This is a genomic window from Trinickia sp. NRRL B-1857 (assembly GCF_050470685.1).
Classification (GTDB): Bacteria; Pseudomonadota; Gammaproteobacteria; order Burkholderiales; family Burkholderiaceae; genus Trinickia.
Genome location: NZ_JBFLUK010000001.1, coordinates 2,418,306 through 2,434,968, shown reverse-complemented (window position 1 = coordinate 2,434,968; position 16,663 = coordinate 2,418,306). Strand labels below are relative to the sequence as shown.

Here is a 16,663-nt window from a genome sequence, read left to right as displayed (position 1 = left end):
GCGCGAGAGCGCGCTCGCGGCAAATCGAGCGCGTGTGCGCGTTACAATGTCGCGTTTATTCGCGTGATCCACCCAATCGCGCGACCTTCGCCTTCTCGATGACTCGATCCGCTCCCATTCGTCGCAAGCCGCCAAAAGCCGGCGCGCCGCGCTTTTCCACGCTGCACCTCGCGCCCGATTCGCTCGGCTTCGCGCTCGACTGCGCGGCGCTTGCCGTCGGTGCGGTGCGCGCGGGGATGGCGTTGCCGGCCGCGCTCGCTACCGTGCAAGCGTCGGTGTCGGCCGATGAAGCGGCGCTCGCACGCGGCGCCATTCAAGACATCGCTTATCGCACGCTGCGGCGGCTCGGCACGGCGGACTGGCTCGTCGCTCAGCTCGTGCGCAAAGCACCTGCCGCCCATGTCGGCGATGTGCTCGCCTGTGCGTTGGCGCTCCTGGTCGACGACGCCCATACGGCCGCCTACTCCGCTTTCACGGTGGTCGACCAGGCGGTGACGGCCATCGGCGCGCGCCGCGAATGCGCATTTGCGAAGGGGCTCGTCAACGCGGTGCTGCGCAACTTCCTGCGCGAGCGCGAGGCGTGGCTCGAAAAGGCACAAACCGATCTCGTCGGGACGTGGAATTATCCGGTTTGGTGGATCGAGTCGGTTCAGCGCGCCTGGCCGAACGATTGGCGGCGGGTGCTCGCAGCCGGCAACGAACAGGGTCCGCTGACGTTGCGTGTCAACGCTCGGCGAACGAACGTCTCCGAGTATCTGCGCACGCTCGAGGCGGCCGGCATCGCGGGCACCGCAGTCGGGCCTTATGCGGTACGGCTCGCGGCGCCGCTGCCCGTCGATCGCATCCCGGGCTTTGCCGAGGGTGTCGTCTCGGTGCAAGATGCGGGCGCGCAATGGGCCGCCGAACGCTTGGAAGTGCGCGACGGCATGCGGGTACTCGACGCGTGCGCGGCGCCCGGCGGAAAGACGGGGCACCTGCTCGAACTCGCCGCGCTCGACCTCGTGGCGCTCGAGTCGGACGGCACGCGCGCGGCGCGCATCGAAGAAAATTTGACCCGGCTCGGCCTGACGGCAAAGGTGACGGTCGGCGATGCCGGTGCGCCCGATGCGTGGTACGACGGCAAGCCGTTCGACCGGATCTTGGCCGACGTGCCGTGCTCGGCATCGGGCATCGTCCGCCGGCATCCCGACGTGCGCTGGCTGCGCCGCCCGAGCGACATTCCCGCGCTCGTCGCCGAGCAACGCCGCATCCTCGATGCGCTTTGGCCCCTGCTCGCACCGAGCGGCGAATTGCTCTACGTGACGTGCTCGATCTTCCCCGAGGAATGCGAGGAACAGGCGCGCTGGTTTGAACGGGCGCACGAAGATGCGGTACGATTGGACGCCCCCGGACAACTGCTGCCGACGGGTTCGGGCGCTACAGCCGAGCGCTCGGCTTCTTTATCGACCGAAACGCAGGCCGCTCGATCGGAGCGTTCCGGTGCCGATCTTGATCACGACGGTTTTTTCTACGCGCGCTTTCAAAAACGGTGACGATCAGCAAACGCTTTTTTCGGCTTCGGCTCGTGGCCTTGCTCTGGATTGGGCTGACCGTTTGTTTGGCCGCGGCGGGGTCGGCGCACGCCGACACGATCGCGGTACAGCGCGCGTCCCTCCAGGCCGACGGTACGGGCTGGGATCTCGACGCGCGGTTCGATTTCGAGCTGAACGCCAGCTTGGAGGACGCGGTCAACAAGGGCATCCCGCTCTATTTCACGACCGAGTTCGACCTCACGCGTCCGCGTTGGTATTGGTTCGACGAGCAGCCCGTATCGGCTACGCAAACGCTGCGCCTGTCGTTTCAACCGCTGACGCGCGAGTATCGCGTATCGAGCGGCGGCGGCCTGCAACAAGGTTTTTCCTCGCTGAAGGAGGCGCTTGCGGTCATCAAGCACGTGACCTCTTGGCGCGTGATCGAGCGCAACCAGGTGCAGCCGGGGGAAACCTATACTGCTTCGGTGCGGATGCAGCTCGACACGGCCTTGATGCCGAAGCCGTTCCAAGTCGATGCGGTCAACAATCGCGACTGGACGCTCGCTTCCGATTGGAAGCGCTTCACTTTCACGGTGGCCGAACGTGTTAAATAACGTACGTCGAAAAGCGGACGTGCGAAGCATCCTCGTTCGCGTGATCGTCTCCACGGTAGCCGTCACGGCCTTGCTGCTGCTCGTGCTGCTTGCGGCGGCCAGCGCCAACACCGAGTTTTTCGATCGCTACTACTCGTGGCTCTACGCGGCGAACATCGCCGTCGCGCTCGTCTTTCTGCTGATCGTCCTCGCGCTCGTCGCGATGATCCTCGCTCGGTTGCGCAAGGGAAAATTCGGCACCCGGCTGCTTGCCAAGCTCGCCATTTTCTTCGCGCTCGTCGGCGTGTTGCCGGGCGCGATCATCTACGTGGTGTCGTACCAGTTCGTCTCGCGCAGTATCGAGTCGTGGTTCGACGTTAACGTCGAAACCGCGCTTACGTCGGGCCTGAACCTCGGGCGTGCGATGCTCGATGCGTCGCTGTCGGACTTGCAGACCAAGGCGCACGTCATGGCCGAGCAGCTCGCGAGTACGCCGCCCACGAATACCACGCTCACGCTGCTGCGCATGCGCGATCAGTTCGGCGTGCAAGACGCGATACTGATGGATTCGGCGCGTAGCGTCTCCGGCGCCTCGCCCGATTTGCATGTGCTCGCGCAGGCGTCCAGCAACATTTCCTCGTTGATGCCCGACGATTTGCCGACGCCGATCATGCTGGATCAAGCGCGCGGCCGCGGTTATGCGTCGATCGAGGGCGAGGTCGACGGCGACCCGCACGCGAAAGGTTCGAAGGGTGCGCTGCGCTTGCGCGTCGTCGTCCTCGTGCCCGATGCGAACGCCTCGCTGTTGCAACCCGCCGAGCGCTTTTTGCAACTGACGCAGCCGGTCTCGCCGACGCTCGCGCGCAATGCCGATGCGGTCCAGCGCGCCTATCGGGAATATCAAGAGAAGGCGTTCGGCCGCACTGGCCTGCGCAAGATGTACATCGGCACGCTGACGCTTGCGCTGTTCCTTGCGACCTTTATCGCGATGATGCTGGCGCTCGCGCTTGGCAACCAGCTCGCGCGGCCGCTGTTTTTATTGGCTAAAGGGACGAAGGAAGTGGCCGAGGGCGATTACACGCCCAAACGCGAGATCAAATCGCGTGACGAACTCGGCTTTCTCACGCAGTCGTTCAATGCAATGACGCGCCAATTGTCGGAGGCCCGCGCCGCGGTCGAGCGCAACCGGGTGGCGCTCGAGCATTCGAAGGCCTACCTCGAAAGCATCTTGGCCAATCTGACGGCCGGCGTGTTCGTGCTCGACCGGCAATTCCGGTTGACCACGGCCAATCGCGGCGCGGAGCGGATTTTCCGGCAGCCGTTCCAAGGCATGCTCGGTGCCTCGCTGGAGCAAATCGGCGCGCTCGCGGAGTTTTCCGTACTGGTGCGCAAGGCCTTCGCAGATCGCGAGGCGGCGAGCGGGGGCGGCGTCGACGACGGCGGTCATTGGCAGCAGCAGGTCGCCGTGTCGGTGCCGGGCGAGACCGAACCGCTCACATTGCTCGTACGCGGCACGCGACTTCTGGCGGCCACGCCGCCGGAAGGCAGCGACGAGGCGGGCACGGCCGGCTACGTGGTGGTGTTCGACGACATCTCCGATGTCATCTCGGCGCAGCGGTCGGCGGCATGGGGTGAAGTGGCGCGCCGGCTCGCGCACGAGATCAAGAATCCGCTCACGCCGATTCAGCTTTCGGCGGAACGATTGCAGATGAAGCTGGCCGATAAACTCTCGCCGAGCGATGCCGACGTGCTCAAGCGCGGCGCCACGACCATCGTCAATCAAGTCGCGGCGATGAAGCAAATGGTGGACGATTTCCGCGACTACGCACGCACGCCGCCGGCAGTCCTCGCGAACTTGCAGCTGAACGAGCTCGTTACCGAGGTGCTGGCTTTGTACGGCGTGGAAGAAGGTAAGAGCGCGATCACGGCCGAGCTATCGACGTTGCCGGTGATTCGCGGCGATGCGACGCAATTGCGCCAGGTGATCCATAACCTGCTGCAAAACGCGCAGGATGCGGTGGCCGATATCGCAAGCCCGCGTGTCGTCATCGAAACCAAGACAGTAGAATATGGCGACCCCGACGCCCAGGGCAAAGTTCGCGTCGCGGTTCGCCTGACAGTAACCGATAACGGCCCGGGCTTTCCCGCCCGTATTCTGACGCGTGCGTTCGAACCGTACGTGACGACGAAAGCGAGAGGGACAGGCCTTGGACTTGCGATGGTCAAAAAGATCGTCGACGAACACGGCGCACGGATCGATATTCGGAATCGTGTGAAAGCAGGCGAAGCAATCGAAGGTGCGCAGATCTCGATTTTGTTCCTGCAATTGGCAGACGACGCAGCACCCGTGCGAGGCTCGACCTCGAATGGCGGCACGGCGTCGGGGACGACAAAAGCAATAGCGCAGACAAGGGCAGCATAAATGGCGACCATCCTGGTGGTAGACGACGAAATGGGCATCCGAGAATTGCTCTCGGAAATCCTGAGCGACGAAGGACATGCCGTCGAGGTAGCGGAAAACGCGCAGCATGCGCGCGATTTCCGTTTGCGTCAGGCACCCGATCTCGTGCTGCTCGATATTTGGATGCCCGACACCGACGGCGTGACGTTGCTCAAGGAGTGGGCGGCGAAAGGGCTGCTGACGATGCCTGTGATCATGATGTCCGGGCATGCGACGATCGACACGGCCGTCGAGGCGACGAAGATCGGTGCACTGAACTTCTTGGAAAAGCCGATCGCGCTGCAAAAGCTGTTGAAGGCGGTCGAGCAAGGGCTTGCGCGAGGCAGCGCGGTCGCGCCGATCGCCGGCGCGAGCGTGGTCAAGACCGCTGCGCCGGCGAACTCGACATCGGTCGCGGCGGCGGTCGCGTTGCCGATGCTCGCGGTCGATGCGGTAGCGGCAAGTCCAGTCGCGACGCAGGCAGCGTCGATCTCCTTCGACATTCCGTTGCGCGATGCGCGCGATGCGTTCGAGCGGGCTTACTTCGAGTACCACTTGGCGCGCGAGAACGGCAGCATGACGCGGGTTGCGGAAAAGACGGGGCTCGAGCGGACGCATTTGTACCGCAAGCTCAAGCAGCTGGGCGTCGATCTGAGCAAGAATAAAGGGGAATGACAGCGGGTTGCTCGCGGTGTCGATGCGGTGCGAGCGGCAAGAAAAAACTTCAGCGAAAAAATGCTTGAGTGCCGTAAATCTCCTTGCTATACTCTCGCTTCTTCGTGGCCCGGTAGCTCAGTTGGTAGAGCAGCGGATTGAAAATCCGCGTGTCGGTGGTTCGATTCCGCCCCAGGCCACCACTTGATTCAAGCAAAAAGCCCAACCTAATCCGTTGGGCTTTTTGTTTTTCGCCGCTTCTTTTCTTTGGCTCGACGACAGGCTCATCGAGTTGCGCTCGATTCGGGCCGACGCGGCTAGGGCGCCTGCCGTGAACCGACCATATGGCGCTTGCGATGCGCCCCATGCATGGCCCTCACGCATCCGGCTATAATGACGGGTTTTTCGTCAGCCGCGCTTCGCAACGGTCCGCTAAGCCGAAGTTAGCGCCCGAAGCCACTGCCCGAAATTACGCCCGCATTCGCACATAATCGGGCGGACGTGTACCACGGCGCCCTCTACTGCACGGTATAAGCGCCAGGCAGCTCGACGCTCGAAGGCGAAGCATATACTGCAAGCACCGCGTGGCCGAGCGCCGCGCACCCGCGCCGGCACACGCCGTGCGCTCACCCAATATTGACGGCCCACGGAGTGATCACGGTGATTCGGACAGACGCTAAGCATGGCGCGCTCGTGCTGTTTTCGGGCGGCCAAGACTCCACCACGTGTCTGGCTTGGGCGCTCGAGCGCTATGAGACGGTCGAGACGCTCGGTTTCGACTACGGCCAGCGCCACCGGGTGGAACTCGAGTGCCGCGACGGCGTGCGAGAGGCGATCGGTCGGGCGTTCCCGCAGTGGGCCGAGCGCCTGGGCGAAGACCATATGATCGATCTGTCCGTGCTCGGTGCGATCAGCGAAACGGCGATGACGCGCGAGATTCAAATCGAATCCTCCGCAAACGGTTTGCCCAACACGTTTGTGCCGGGCCGCAACCTGATGTTTATGACGATCGCGGCGGCGGTCGCTTACCGCCGGGGCCTATCGGTGCTCGTCGGTGGGATGTGCGAAACGGACTTCTCGGGCTACCCCGATTGCCGCGACGACACGATGAAGGCGCTGCAAGTCGCGCTGAACCTGGGCATGGATAGCCGCTTCGTCGTCGAGACGCCGCTGATGTGGCTCGACAAGGCCGATACGTGGCGTCTCGCGCGCGATCTCGGCGGCGACGCGCTCGTCGAGCTCGTGCGCGTCGAGACGCACACCTGTTATCTCGGCGAGCGCGCGGAGTTGCACGCCTGGGGCTTCGGCTGCGGCGAGTGCCCGGCTTGCCGCCTGCGCAAGCGTGGCTACGAAGCATTCCTCGCCGGCGAAAAGGTCACCGAACCGGCGTAAGGCGCAGCGGCGAGAAGCCGGACCGATCCACTGTGGGGCGGTCCAAAATCGAGATGGATGAAAGAAGCGGCATGACGTACGCGGTTAAGGAAGTTTTCTACACGTTGCAAGGCGAAGGCGCGAATGCGGGTCGGCCCGCGGTGTTCTGCCGGTTTGCCGGTTGCAACTTGTGGTCCGGGCGCGAAGAGGATCGCGCGAGTGCCGTCTGCCGCTTTTGCGATACGGACTTCGTCGGCACCGACGGCGAGAACGGCGGCAAATACCGCGACGCGCAGGCACTAGTGGAAACAATCGCGTCGCTCTGGCCCGATGGCGAAGCCAACCGGTTCGTCGTCTGCACCGGCGGCGAGCCCATGCTACAGATGGATGAGCCGCTCGTCGCCGCACTGCATGCGGCCGGCTTCGAGGTGGCGATCGAGACGAACGGTTCGCTGCCCGTGCTCGAGTCGATCGACTGGGTTTGCGTCAGTCCGAAGGCCGATGCGCCGCTCGTCGTCACGAAGGGCAACGAACTCAAGGTTGTCGTGCCGCAAGAGAGACAGCGTCTAGCCGAGTACGCTGCGCTCGATTTCGAGTATTTTCTCGTGCAGCCGATGGATGGACCCTCGCGCGATTTGAACACGCGCCTCGCGATCGATTGGTGCAAGCGTCACCCACGCTGGCGGCTCTCGATGCAGACTCACAAGTATCTGAACATTCCCTGATTCACCGTGCTGACGATTACCCGAAAACTCGAATTCGATGCGGGACACCGCATTCCCGACCACCGCAGCCAGTGCCGTAACTTGCACGGGCACCGCTACGTGCTCGAAATCACGTTGCAAGGCGATGTCGTGGAAACGGAAGGCGCGCCCGATCGCGGCATGGTGATGGATTTCGCCGACGTCAAATCGCTTGCGATGGAACACCTGGTGAGCCGCTGGGACCATGCGTTCCTCGTGTTCGAGGGCGATGCGCGCGTGCGCGAGTTCCTCGAATCGATGCCGGAACACAAAACCGTGGTTCTCGATCGCATTCCCACCGTCGAAAATCTGGCCGCCGTCGCCTTCGACGTGCTCGCCCAGGTCTACGACGCCCACTACGGCGTCAATCTGCGATTGCACCGGGTCCGTCTCTACGAAACGCCCAACTGCTGGGCGGATGTCGTGCGCGACAACGCCGCCTAACCTTCGCTTCGCATCCGGGCCGCTCCCGGCCCGCGCCCGCGGGTTGCTGTGGCCGGCACCGGCGCGGGTTCCCCCGCTCCACCTTGCATCCGAACCCTTATTCTCGGCGTATTATCGACCGAGGGCCTGTGTCGCACGGCGACGCGCCCAACAGACGATAAACCAAGGAGCGAGACATGCCGGTCGCTGCATCCCCGAGCGCAAGCCGTTCGGTGACCCCCTTGCGCGCGCGGGAGGGATCCCGATGAGCGCGCTGACGAATTCCCTCAAGCAGCGTTTGAAAGACCGCGAGCCCCTGGTCGGCTTGTGGCTCTCGCTCGCGAGCGCCGATGCGGCCGAGGCGCTTGCCCATGCGGGTTTCGACTGGCTTTGCATCGATATGGAACATGCGCCGAACGACTCGGCCGACGTGAGTGCACAACTTCGCGCGATTGCGGCCGCACACTTGCCGACCGAACCGATTGTCCGGGTGCCGGCGCGTGAGGGCTGGCTCGTCAAGCGTGTTCTGGACGCGGGCGCCCGGACGGTGATGTTCCCGAACATCGAATCGGCCACGGATGCCGCGCACGCGGTTCGCCTCACGCGATATCCGGGCGCCGACGCGCCCGACGGCCTGCGCGGCGTCGCCGGCGTGGTTCGCGCGGCAGCGTTTGGGGCGCGTCGCGACTATGTGCAAAGCGCGAATACGCAGATCGCGACGATCGTGCAAATCGAATCGGCACGGGCGCTCGAGGAGGTCGACGCGATTGCCGCTACGCCCGGCGTCGATTGCCTGTTCGTGGGCCCCGCCGATTTGGCCGCCAGCCTTGGGCATCTCGGGGACTCGAAGCATCCCGACGTGCAGGCAGCGATTGCGCGCGTGCGCGATGCCGCCGCCAAGGCCGGAATTGCTGCCGGCATTTTTGCGCTCGACGTTGCGAGCGCGCGCCAATATCGCGACGCCGGGTTCGCGGTCATCGCGCTCGCCGCCGACGTGATCTGGCTCGTGCGCGCGACGCGAGCGGCATTGCAGGAGATGAGGTCATGACAGCTCGTAAGACGAAAGCCCGGCGACTCTCGATACTGGCGCTTGCCCTCGGTGCTTGGTTCTGGGCCGGTGTCGCGCATGCGCAGACCCCGGCGCAATCCCAGGGCGAAACCGTCGTCGACGACGAAACGCAGACCGCCGTTGCCGACTACAACGCCGGCAATTTCGGCGCGGCGCTCAAGGAATTTCACCATGCGGCCGATCGCGGCAACCGTCTCGCCGAATTCAACTACGCGATGATGCTTCTGAACGGCGAAGGTACGGCCGCCGACGTGGGCGAGGGCCGTAAATGGCTGCTCAAGGCCGCCGAGGCGAATATGTCGCATGCGCAATACGTCTACGGAAAGATGTACGACGACGGCGACTTCGTCACGCGCGACCCGGCCGTGGCGCACGAATGGTTCCTCAAGGCGGCGCAGCAAGGGCACGTGCAAGCGGAGCTCGCGCTCGCGAATCAATTCCTCGACGGCCGCGGCACGCCGCGCGATAACGCCCAGGCGTTTGTCTGGTACAAGAAGGCGGCGGAAGGCGGCGATATGACTGCGCAGTACGTGACCGGCTCATTTTATGAACTGGGCGGCGACGGCGTGCAGCGCAATTTGAACGTTGCCCGTGCTTACTATGCGGCGGCGGCGGCCCAGGGCGATCCGGCGGCCCGGCTCAAGTATCAGGAACTGAGCCAGGCGTTGCAGAAAGAGGCCAAAAGGCAGGGGGCGAAGTAGGACCCGGAAGACAGGAATATGGGCGCGCGCATCGGCGCGCTCAACTTTTCATCAAACGCTTTTGACGACCGACGCTCATGATGAGGCCGACGGCGATCCCGAGCGTCGTGAGCGCCGTGCCGCCGTAGCTCATGAAGGGAAGCGGCACGCCGACGACGGGCAACACCCCGCTCACCATGCCGACATTGACGAACGCGTACGTGAAAAACGCCATCGTTAGCGATCCGGCAAGCAGCCGGCCGAAGAGCGTCGCGCCGTTGGCCGCGATGTACAACCCGCGTGCGATCAGCGCCGTATAGAGCGTAAGCAATACAAGCTCGCCGGCAAGGCCGAATTCCTCCGAGAAGACCGCAAAAATGAAGTCGGTATGCTTTTCGGGGATGAAGTCGAGGTGCGCCTGCGTTCCCTTGAGCCAGCCCTTGCCGAGTGGGCCGCCCGAGCCGATCGCGATCACGGCCTGGATCGTATGGAAGCCCTTGCCGAGCGGATCGGATGTCGGATCGAGCAACGTGCAGATGCGATGCTTCTGGTAGTCGTGCATCAACGGCCATTGCACCTGCGGCTGGCAGATCTTGTCCTGGAACGTCGCGACGAGGCCGATGCCGATGATGGCGGCGACGAGCACGGGCACGATCAACTTGAACGAGAGGCCGGCGAAATAGATGACGAATAGCCCCGAGGCGAACACGAGCACGGCCGTGCCGAGATCGGGCTGTTTCGCGATCAGTCCCACGGGTATGAGCAAGATCGCGAAGCCGGCGACGAAGTCGTACCATCGGATCGAGCTTTCGCGGCGCTGGTAGTACCACGCCAGCATCAGCGGCGTCGCGATCTTCAAGATCTCGGAGGGCTGGATGACGACGCCCACGTTAATCCAGCGCTTGGCCCCCTTCTTTGTGATGCCGAAAATCGCCACGGCGACGAGCAGCGCCACCCCGAACGTATAGAGCGGGACCGCAAAGCGCATCAGCGTCTGCGGCGGAATGGTGGCCAGCACCCACATCAGCACGAACGTCAGCAAGATGTTGCGCAGTTGATCCTCGACGCGCCCGGGCACGTCGATGCTTGCGCTGTACAGCGTGACGATACCGACGCACAGCAGCAAGAAGACCGTCAGCGCGAGCGGACGATCGAATCCGAAAAACATTTTCTTGAAGCGTTCGAGCCAGGCGCGCTTGTCGAAGGGCATGCCTCTCTCCGTTATTCGTTGGTGCCGGATGCGGCCGGCGCGGGGGCCGCCGCATCGCTGCCTGTTTCGCTGGCCGTTTCGCGCGGCGCCACGGCGTCGCTGGCGGCAGCGTCGGGCCGCGGTGCGCGCCGCTTTCTCGGCGCCGGGGGCGGTTGGCGGCCCGTCGTTCCCGAGGCCGGCCCGCTTCGCAAGCGGCGCATCGCTTCGACTGCCGATACCGACACCGTCGTGCTGGCCGCGCTGGCGGCCGTGCTCGGTTTTTCCGCGGTGCCGCCGTCGGTCTTTACGGCCGCGTCTTTGTCCGGCGCGCTTACCGCAGCGGCGGGCACCGATGCCGCCGGCGCTGCGCCGATGACGTCCGATGCGATCAACGGCGCCGACGCGTCGCGCGGCGCTTGAGCCGACACGGCCGGGACCGGTAGCGGTTTGAATCCGGCCGCAACCTTCACGGGAGCGGCGGTGCCGTCCTCGGTATCGGATGCGCCGATCACGGGGCCCGCGATCGCCTGCGTGGCCGAAGCCGCTTGCGCGACGGCCGCTTGCAGCACGCCCGGCTTGCCGCGTTGCAACTGGTAGTAGTCGAGGACGCGGCGCACGATCGGGCCTGCGGCGCTGGCACCCCAGCCGCCATTTTCGACGATACAAGCCACGGCGATCGTCGGATGGTCGGCCGGCGCGAATGCGATGAATAGCGAGTGGTCGCGCAAGCGTTCGGGAATCGATCCTCCGTGATACTTCGCGCCTTGCAGCGAATAGACCTGGGCCGTCCCGGTTTTGCCCGCCACGAGATAAGGCGCGTTGCGGAACACTTCGTAGCCTGTGCCGGAGGGATTGTCGGTCACCGCTTCCATGCCGCGTTTGACGACGTCGATGTCGGCTTGGCTGACGTCGATGCGCCCGCTCTCGTGCGGCACCGTGAGGCGCATATCGCGCGTGATCGGATTTTCGATTTCCTTCACGAGGTGGGGCCGCATGATCGTGCCGTCATTCGCGAGTGTCGCCGTGGCGTGCGCGAGTTGCAGCATCGTGAACGAGTTGTAGCCCTGGCCGATACCGAGACTGATCGTCTCGCCTTCGTACCAGCGCTGCTGCTCGGGCTTGCGGTAGGCTTTCCGTTTCCAATCGGTCGACGGCAAGATGCCGCGCGCCTCGCCCGTGATGTCGATGCCCGTGATCTGCCCGAAACCCCAAGGCTTCATGAACTTGGCGATCGCGTCCACGCCGAGGTCATGCGCGAGCATGTAGAAATAGGTGTCGTTCGACACCATGATCGCGCGGTTCATGTCGATCCAGCCCTGGCCTTGCGGGACGTCGTTGCGGAACGTGTGCCCGCCGAACTGGTAGAAGCCGGGATCGTGAAAACCCCATTCGGGCGTGCGCTTGTGCAAGGTAAGCGCCGCGAGCGCCATGAACGGTTTGTAGGTGGAGCCCGGAGGATAGGCGCTGTGCAGCGGACGATTCAGGAGCGGGTGATCGGGCGAATTATTCAGCTCGTCCCAGGTCTGCTGGTCGATTCCGTCGACGAACGCATTCGGATCGAAACTCGGCGCCGAGACGAATGCGAGCACGTCGCCCGTCGCCGGCTCGATCGCGACGAGCGCGCCGCGCTTGCCCGCGAACGCCTGCTCGGCCACCTCTTGCAAGCCGATATCGAGCGAGAGCACGAGATTGTTGCCCGGCGTCGCCTGCGTGCGCGAGAGCGTGCGCACGGGGCGGCCGCCGGCCGTGACTTCGACTTCCTCGAAACCGGTCAAGCCGTGCAATTCGGCTTCGTAACTTTGCTCGACGCCGATCTTGCCGATGTAATCGGTGCCCTTGTAGTTGTTCGCATCGAGCCGCGGATCGTAATGGTCGGGATCGCTGTCGTTCTGTTCGCTGGCAGCGTCGATCTTCTCCTGATCGCGCTGAGAAATGCGGCCGATATAGCCGATCACGTGCGCGGCCGTGGTGCCGAGCGGGTATTGGCGGAACAGCCGCGCGCGCACGTCCACGCCGGGGAAGCGGAACCGCTGCGCCGTGAAGCGCGCGACTTCCTCGTCGGTCAGCCGCGTGCGGATCGGCAGGCTTTCGAAATTCTTCGAATCCTCGAGCAGCTTTTTGAAACGGCGGCGATCTCGCGCATCGATTTCGACGACGCCCGAGAGTTGGTCGATGACGTGATCGAGCGTGTCGTTCAGCTTCGAGGGCGTGATTTCGAGCGTATAGGCGGAGTAGTTGCGCGCGAGCACGACGCCGTTGCGATCGGTGATGATGCCGCGATTGGGCACGATCGGCGCAACGGAAATGCGGTTTTCCTCGGCTTGCAGCGAATACTTGCTGTAATGCCAAACCTGTAGGAACAGAAAGCGCACGATCAACAGCCCGAAGCAGGCGAGCACGAACAGGCCCGCCGCCGCCACGCGGAAGCGAAACTTCGAGAGCTGCTGCTGAGTGTTTTTGAATTCCGTCATGCTTCTGTGCGAAACGCGCTCACGAACGAGCGCTCGGGTCGGCTCTCAGGCGCTTAAATGGGCCGCGTGTCGTCCGGATCGGCCGGGCGGCGCTGCGGCATCAGAAGCAGCGAACAGGCGAGGGGCCATAGCGCGGCTTCGACGAAACCGTGCACGAGTTGACCCCAGCCGGGAAATCCGGCGCCGGTCAGCAACCGGGTGACGAACGGTACGAGTTGCGCGACGACGAGCAGCGGCGCGACCGCGAAAACTTGTAGGCCGCGCGGCATCCAGAGGACGCGCCGGTGGATCGTGATGGCGCCGTATGAAAGCAACGTGTAGGCGAGCGCGTGCTCGCCGAGCAGGCTTGCATCGTGCACGTCCATCAAGAGCCCTAGAAAGAACGCGATACCCATGCCGACTTTGCGCGGCTGATGGACGTTCCAAAACAGCAGGACGAGCGCGACGAAATCGGGGATGCCGATCAAGCGGCCCCACGGCATGAGGTTCAGCAAAAACGCCGCGGCGAGGCTGAACGCGATGAAGTACGGATTGACCGGCAGCAGGATGTACTGCGGACGATTCATCAATGGGCTCCCGAGGCGGCGCGCGCGGCAGTCGCGCTGTGGGCTTGGGCGTCGGCCTTTGCCGGCGCGGCGCGCTGATCGGCCGGCTTGCTCTCGGCCTTGTCGGTCGCCTTTTTGTCTTCGGGCTTCGGCTCGCCGGCTTTGTCTTCCGCCTTCGCCGCTTTGCCCGCCGGCTTTTCAGCCCCTTTCTCGGCGGCCTTCGCGGCTTTTTTACCCTTAGCGTCTTTTCCCGTCGATGTCGCCTCGGGCACCTCTGGGCGCGGCGGCACGTCGCTTTGATAGTGCAGCACGAGCACATCGCGTGCACCGCGCACCGCCGCGACCGGTGCGCATACGACGCGCGCGAATGCCGTATCGGCTTGCTTGTCGACCCGCACGACCTTAGCGACAGGCAAGCCTTCGGGATAAACGCCGTCGAGCCCGCTCGTCACGAGTTCGTCGCCGGCGACCACGTCGGCGCTGATGGGGACGAACCGCAACTCGAGCGTATCGCCCGCCGCCGTGCCGTAGACGACGCTGCGCAATCCCGTGCGCACGACCTCGACCGGTACGGCTTGGTCCTTGTCGGTCAGCAGCGTGACCTCGGATTGCATCGGGAACACGCGCGTGACCTGCCCGATCATGCCGTCCTCGCTGACGACGGGCGAGCCGTTTTGCACGCCTTGCTGCGAGCCGCGGCCGATCACGACCTTTTGCGTGAACGGATCGCGCATGCCGTATTGCACATCGGCGGGGATCGATTGGGTCGCGACATTGCGCGAGAGGCTGAGCAGCGCGCGCAGATGGGCGTTTTCAGCCGCGAGGGTCGCCACTTGGTTCGCTTGCAGCGAAAGCTGAAGATTCTTGGTGGCGAGCGTTTGGTTGTCCCGCCGCAGCGTGTTGTTGGCGACGGCGAACTGCGCCGCGCCGAGGACGAGGTCGCGCGGCAAGAGCGCGACGCGCTGCAACGGGTAGAGCCCCGCATCGAGCACGGCGCGCACGACTTCGAGCGTCTTGAAGCGTGCATCGGAAACCAGCAGCACCAGCGAGAGGACGACGAAGAAGATGAGCCGCGCGAGCGCGGACGGACCTTGCTTAAATAGAGGCGGCGGACTGTATTCCATGGTCGACGCCGAAAGCGTGAACGTTGGCGGGGATTGACGCGGCGCGCATCAACGCTCGATCCATGGGGAGCGAGGCGTGCGCGCCGAATATGCCTGCAACGTCACTCGTACGAGAAGATGCTGCCGAGCTTGTCCATGCGCTCGAGCGCCATGCCGGATCCGCGCACGACGCACGTGAGCGGATCCTCGGCGACGAGCACGGGCAGGCCCGTTTCCTCGGCGAGCAGACGATCGAGATCGCGCAGCAGCGCGCCGCCGCCCGTGAGCATCATGCCGCGCTCGGCGATATCGGCACCGAGTTCCGGCGGCGTTTGCTCGAGGGCGATCTTGACCGAGGAGACGATTTGGTTGAGCGGATCGGTCAGCGCTTCGAGAATTTCGTTGCTCGAAATCGTGAAGCTGCGCGGGATACCTTCCGACAGATTGCGCCCCTTGACTTCCATTTCCTTGACTTCGGAGCCCGGGAACGCGGAGCCGATTTCCTTCTTGATGGCTTCGGCCGTTTGCTCGCCGATCAACATGCCGTAGTTGCGGCGAATGTAGTTGACGATCGCTTCGTCGAACTTATCGCCGCCGACGCGAACCGAGCCCTTATAAACGATGCCGCCCAGCGAGATCACGCCGACTTCCGTCGTGCCGCCGCCGATATCGACGACCATCGAACCCGTCGCTTCCGACACGGGCAGGCCCGCGCCGATCGCGGCCGCCATCGGCTCTTCGATCAGATAGACCTGCGAGGCGCCGGCGCCATGTGCCGCTTCCTTGATCGCGCGGCGCTCGACTTGCGTCGAACCGCAGGGCACGCAGATGATGATGCGCGGCGAGGGCGAAAACATGCGCGATTCGTGGGCCGTTTTGATGAACTGCTTGATCATCTGCTCGGTGACCGTGAAATCGGCAATGACGCCGTCTTTCATCGGACGGATCGCTTCGATGTTACCCGGCACCTTGCCGAGCATTTGTTTTGCTTCGCGGCCGACCGCTTGAATGGTTTTCTTACCGTTGGGGCCGCCTTCCTGGCGGATCGAGACCACGGACGGCTCGTCAAGGACGATGCCTTTGCCGCGCATATAGATCAGCGTATTGGCGGTGCCGAGGTCGATCGCAAGGTCGTTGGAGAAGTAGCTGCGCAAAAAGCCGAACATGAAATTCCTGTCTCGCGGGAGAGGCCGGGCTTCGCCGTGATGGCGCCGCGCGGCGGCGGAAAAAAATAAAAGCTTCGGGTCTGGGCGGCTGCCGTTCGAGCGCCGCCACGCGAGCGCGAAGCTGCAATGAATTCGACCGGAGGCCGCGGCTCGCGAGGCGGCGGCTTATTGTTGAGGCGCCGAGTGGCCAGAGGCGGGGCCGGTCCGGGTTTGGTTCGAACGCGTAATGATACCTTATAATTTCGACCTATTTGTAGTAAACGGGCGGTCCTTTTTGCCGTTCCCGGCCCCCTCGTCGAGGGCACGATCCGACGCCCTAAACCACTGGCGCAACAGACGTTTTTTCCGCGTTGCGCTGAAGTCCTCGTTTCCGGTGGAACACATGGCTTTGACCCTGACCGATGTGAAACGCATCGCCCATCTCGCGCGGCTCGAATTGGCCGATGCCGACTGCGAGCACACCCTCGCTCAACTCAACGAGTTTTTCGGGCTCGTCGAGCGGATGCAGGCCGTCGATACCTCCGGCATCGCGCCGCTCGCGCACCCGATCGAACAGATCGAGGACGTCGCGCTGCGTTTGCGCGAGGATGCCGTCACCGAAACGGTCGATCGCGATGCCGCTCAGCGTTGCGCGCCCGCCGTACAAGAGGGACTGTATCTGGTCCCGAAGGTGATCGAGTAACCGCCCTTCGGGCTTGCAGGATC

The 16,663-nt window shown here is 64.0% G+C and carries 15 protein-coding genes and 1 tRNA gene; 11 read left to right on the top strand and 5 right to left on the bottom strand.

What is annotated here, in order from left to right:
* Positions 1-98: 98 nt before the first annotated feature.
* From rsmB to AB1286_RS10805, 10 genes are all read left to right on the top strand, one after another.
* Positions 99-1,532: a 16S rRNA (cytosine(967)-C(5))-methyltransferase RsmB gene (rsmB, locus tag AB1286_RS10850; protein WP_430363288.1), complete on the top strand. Its 1,434-nt coding sequence runs from the start codon at positions 99-101 to the stop codon at positions 1,530-1,532.
* Entirely contained in the window at positions 1,529-2,125 is a 597-nt protein-coding gene (locus AB1286_RS10845) for a DUF4390 domain-containing protein (protein ID WP_430363287.1), read from the top strand. The genes rsmB and AB1286_RS10845 overlap by 4 nt, the downstream gene beginning before the upstream one ends.
* Entirely contained in the window at positions 2,115-4,526 is a 2,412-nt protein-coding gene (locus tag AB1286_RS10840) for an ATP-binding protein (RefSeq protein ID WP_430363286.1), read from the top strand. The genes AB1286_RS10845 and AB1286_RS10840 overlap by 11 nt, the downstream gene beginning before the upstream one ends.
* Positions 4,527-5,219: a response regulator transcription factor EsaR gene (gene esaR, locus AB1286_RS10835; RefSeq protein ID WP_430363285.1), complete on the top strand. Its 693-nt coding sequence runs from the start codon at positions 4,527-4,529 to the stop codon at positions 5,217-5,219.
* Between the two features lie 106 nt (positions 5,220-5,325).
* Positions 5,326-5,401, top strand: a tRNA-Phe gene (locus AB1286_RS10830).
* 457 nt (positions 5,402-5,858) lie between these two features.
* Positions 5,859-6,590, top strand: a complete 732-nt coding sequence (gene queC, locus AB1286_RS10825; RefSeq protein ID WP_430363284.1) for a 7-cyano-7-deazaguanine synthase QueC — start codon at positions 5,859-5,861, stop codon at positions 6,588-6,590.
* A gap of 71 nt (positions 6,591-6,661) precedes the next feature.
* Positions 6,662-7,294: a 7-carboxy-7-deazaguanine synthase gene (gene queE / locus AB1286_RS10820; protein ID WP_430363283.1), complete on the top strand. Its 633-nt coding sequence runs from the start codon at positions 6,662-6,664 to the stop codon at positions 7,292-7,294.
* A 9-nt stretch (positions 7,295-7,303) separates the two neighbouring features.
* Positions 7,304-7,756, top strand: a complete 453-nt coding sequence (gene queD / locus AB1286_RS10815) for a 6-carboxytetrahydropterin synthase QueD (RefSeq protein ID WP_430365036.1) — start codon at positions 7,304-7,306, stop codon at positions 7,754-7,756.
* A gap of 244 nt (positions 7,757-8,000) precedes the next feature.
* Positions 8,001-8,783 carry an HpcH/HpaI aldolase family protein gene (locus AB1286_RS10810; RefSeq protein ID WP_430363282.1) on the top strand — a complete coding sequence of 261 codons (783 nt, stop codon included), beginning with the start codon at positions 8,001-8,003 and terminating at the stop codon, positions 8,781-8,783.
* Complete coding sequence (locus AB1286_RS10805) at positions 8,780-9,505, top strand: tetratricopeptide repeat protein (RefSeq protein ID WP_430363281.1); 726 nt, start codon at positions 8,780-8,782, stop codon at positions 9,503-9,505. Before AB1286_RS10810 ends, AB1286_RS10805 begins: the two co-directional genes overlap by 4 nt.
* A gap of 40 nt (positions 9,506-9,545) precedes the next feature.
* Here AB1286_RS10805 and rodA read toward each other — a convergent pair whose 3' ends face one another.
* From rodA to AB1286_RS10780, 5 genes are all read right to left on the bottom strand, one after another.
* Positions 9,546-10,694, bottom strand: a complete 1,149-nt coding sequence (gene rodA / locus AB1286_RS10800; RefSeq protein WP_430363280.1) for a rod shape-determining protein RodA — start codon at positions 10,692-10,694, stop codon at positions 9,546-9,548.
* A gap of 11 nt (positions 10,695-10,705) precedes the next feature.
* A complete protein-coding gene (gene mrdA, locus AB1286_RS10795; protein ID WP_430363279.1) occupies positions 10,706-13,144 on the bottom strand; it encodes a penicillin-binding protein 2 in 2,439 nt (812 codons plus the stop codon).
* Between the two features lie 53 nt (positions 13,145-13,197).
* On the bottom strand, positions 13,198-13,710 hold the full coding sequence (mreD, locus tag AB1286_RS10790) for a rod shape-determining protein MreD (RefSeq protein WP_430363278.1): 513 nt from the start codon (positions 13,708-13,710) through the stop codon (positions 13,198-13,200).
* Positions 13,710-14,813 (bottom strand): rod shape-determining protein MreC, encoded by a 1,104-nt coding sequence (gene mreC / locus AB1286_RS10785; RefSeq protein WP_430363277.1) that lies wholly within the window; start codon positions 14,811-14,813, stop codon positions 13,710-13,712. The genes mreD and mreC overlap by 1 nt, the downstream gene beginning before the upstream one ends.
* Positions 14,814-14,914: 101 nt before the next feature.
* Complete coding sequence (locus AB1286_RS10780; RefSeq protein WP_017772379.1) at positions 14,915-15,958, bottom strand: rod shape-determining protein; 1,044 nt, start codon at positions 15,956-15,958, stop codon at positions 14,915-14,917.
* Positions 15,959-16,340: 382 nt separating this feature from the next.
* Between AB1286_RS10780 and gatC the strand changes: the two genes are divergently transcribed.
* The gene (gene gatC / locus AB1286_RS10775; protein WP_430363276.1) at positions 16,341-16,640 is read left to right on the top strand and encodes an Asp-tRNA(Asn)/Glu-tRNA(Gln) amidotransferase subunit GatC; all 300 of its coding nucleotides are present in this window, start codon (positions 16,341-16,343) and stop codon (positions 16,638-16,640) included.
* The last annotated feature ends 23 nt before the right edge of the window (positions 16,641-16,663 follow it).

Excerpts from the sequence above, each read along its gene's own strand:
- mrdA (WP_430363279.1), bottom strand. The coding sequence starts at position 13,144 with ATGACGGAATTCAAAAACACTCAGCAGCAGCTCTCGAAGTTTCGCTTC.
- gatC (WP_430363276.1), top strand. The coding sequence starts at position 16,341 with ATGGCTTTGACCCTGACCGATGTGAAACGCATCGCCCATCTCGCGCGG.
- mreD (WP_430363278.1), bottom strand. The coding sequence starts at position 13,710 with ATGAATCGTCCGCAGTACATCCTGCTGCCGGTCAATCCGTACTTCATC.
- mreC (WP_430363277.1), bottom strand. The coding sequence starts at position 14,813 with ATGGAATACAGTCCGCCGCCTCTATTTAAGCAAGGTCCGTCCGCGCTC.
- rodA (WP_430363280.1), bottom strand. The coding sequence starts at position 10,694 with ATGCCCTTCGACAAGCGCGCCTGGCTCGAACGCTTCAAGAAAATGTTT.
- rsmB (WP_430363288.1), top strand. The coding sequence starts at position 99 with ATGACTCGATCCGCTCCCATTCGTCGCAAGCCGCCAAAAGCCGGCGCG.
- AB1286_RS10805 (WP_430363281.1), top strand. The coding sequence starts at position 8,780 with ATGACAGCTCGTAAGACGAAAGCCCGGCGACTCTCGATACTGGCGCTT.
- AB1286_RS10810 (WP_430363282.1), top strand. The coding sequence starts at position 8,001 with ATGAGCGCGCTGACGAATTCCCTCAAGCAGCGTTTGAAAGACCGCGAG.
- queE (WP_430363283.1), top strand. The coding sequence starts at position 6,662 with ATGACGTACGCGGTTAAGGAAGTTTTCTACACGTTGCAAGGCGAAGGC.
- esaR (WP_430363285.1), top strand. The coding sequence starts at position 4,527 with ATGGCGACCATCCTGGTGGTAGACGACGAAATGGGCATCCGAGAATTG.
- AB1286_RS10780 (WP_017772379.1), bottom strand. The coding sequence starts at position 15,958 with ATGTTCGGCTTTTTGCGCAGCTACTTCTCCAACGACCTTGCGATCGAC.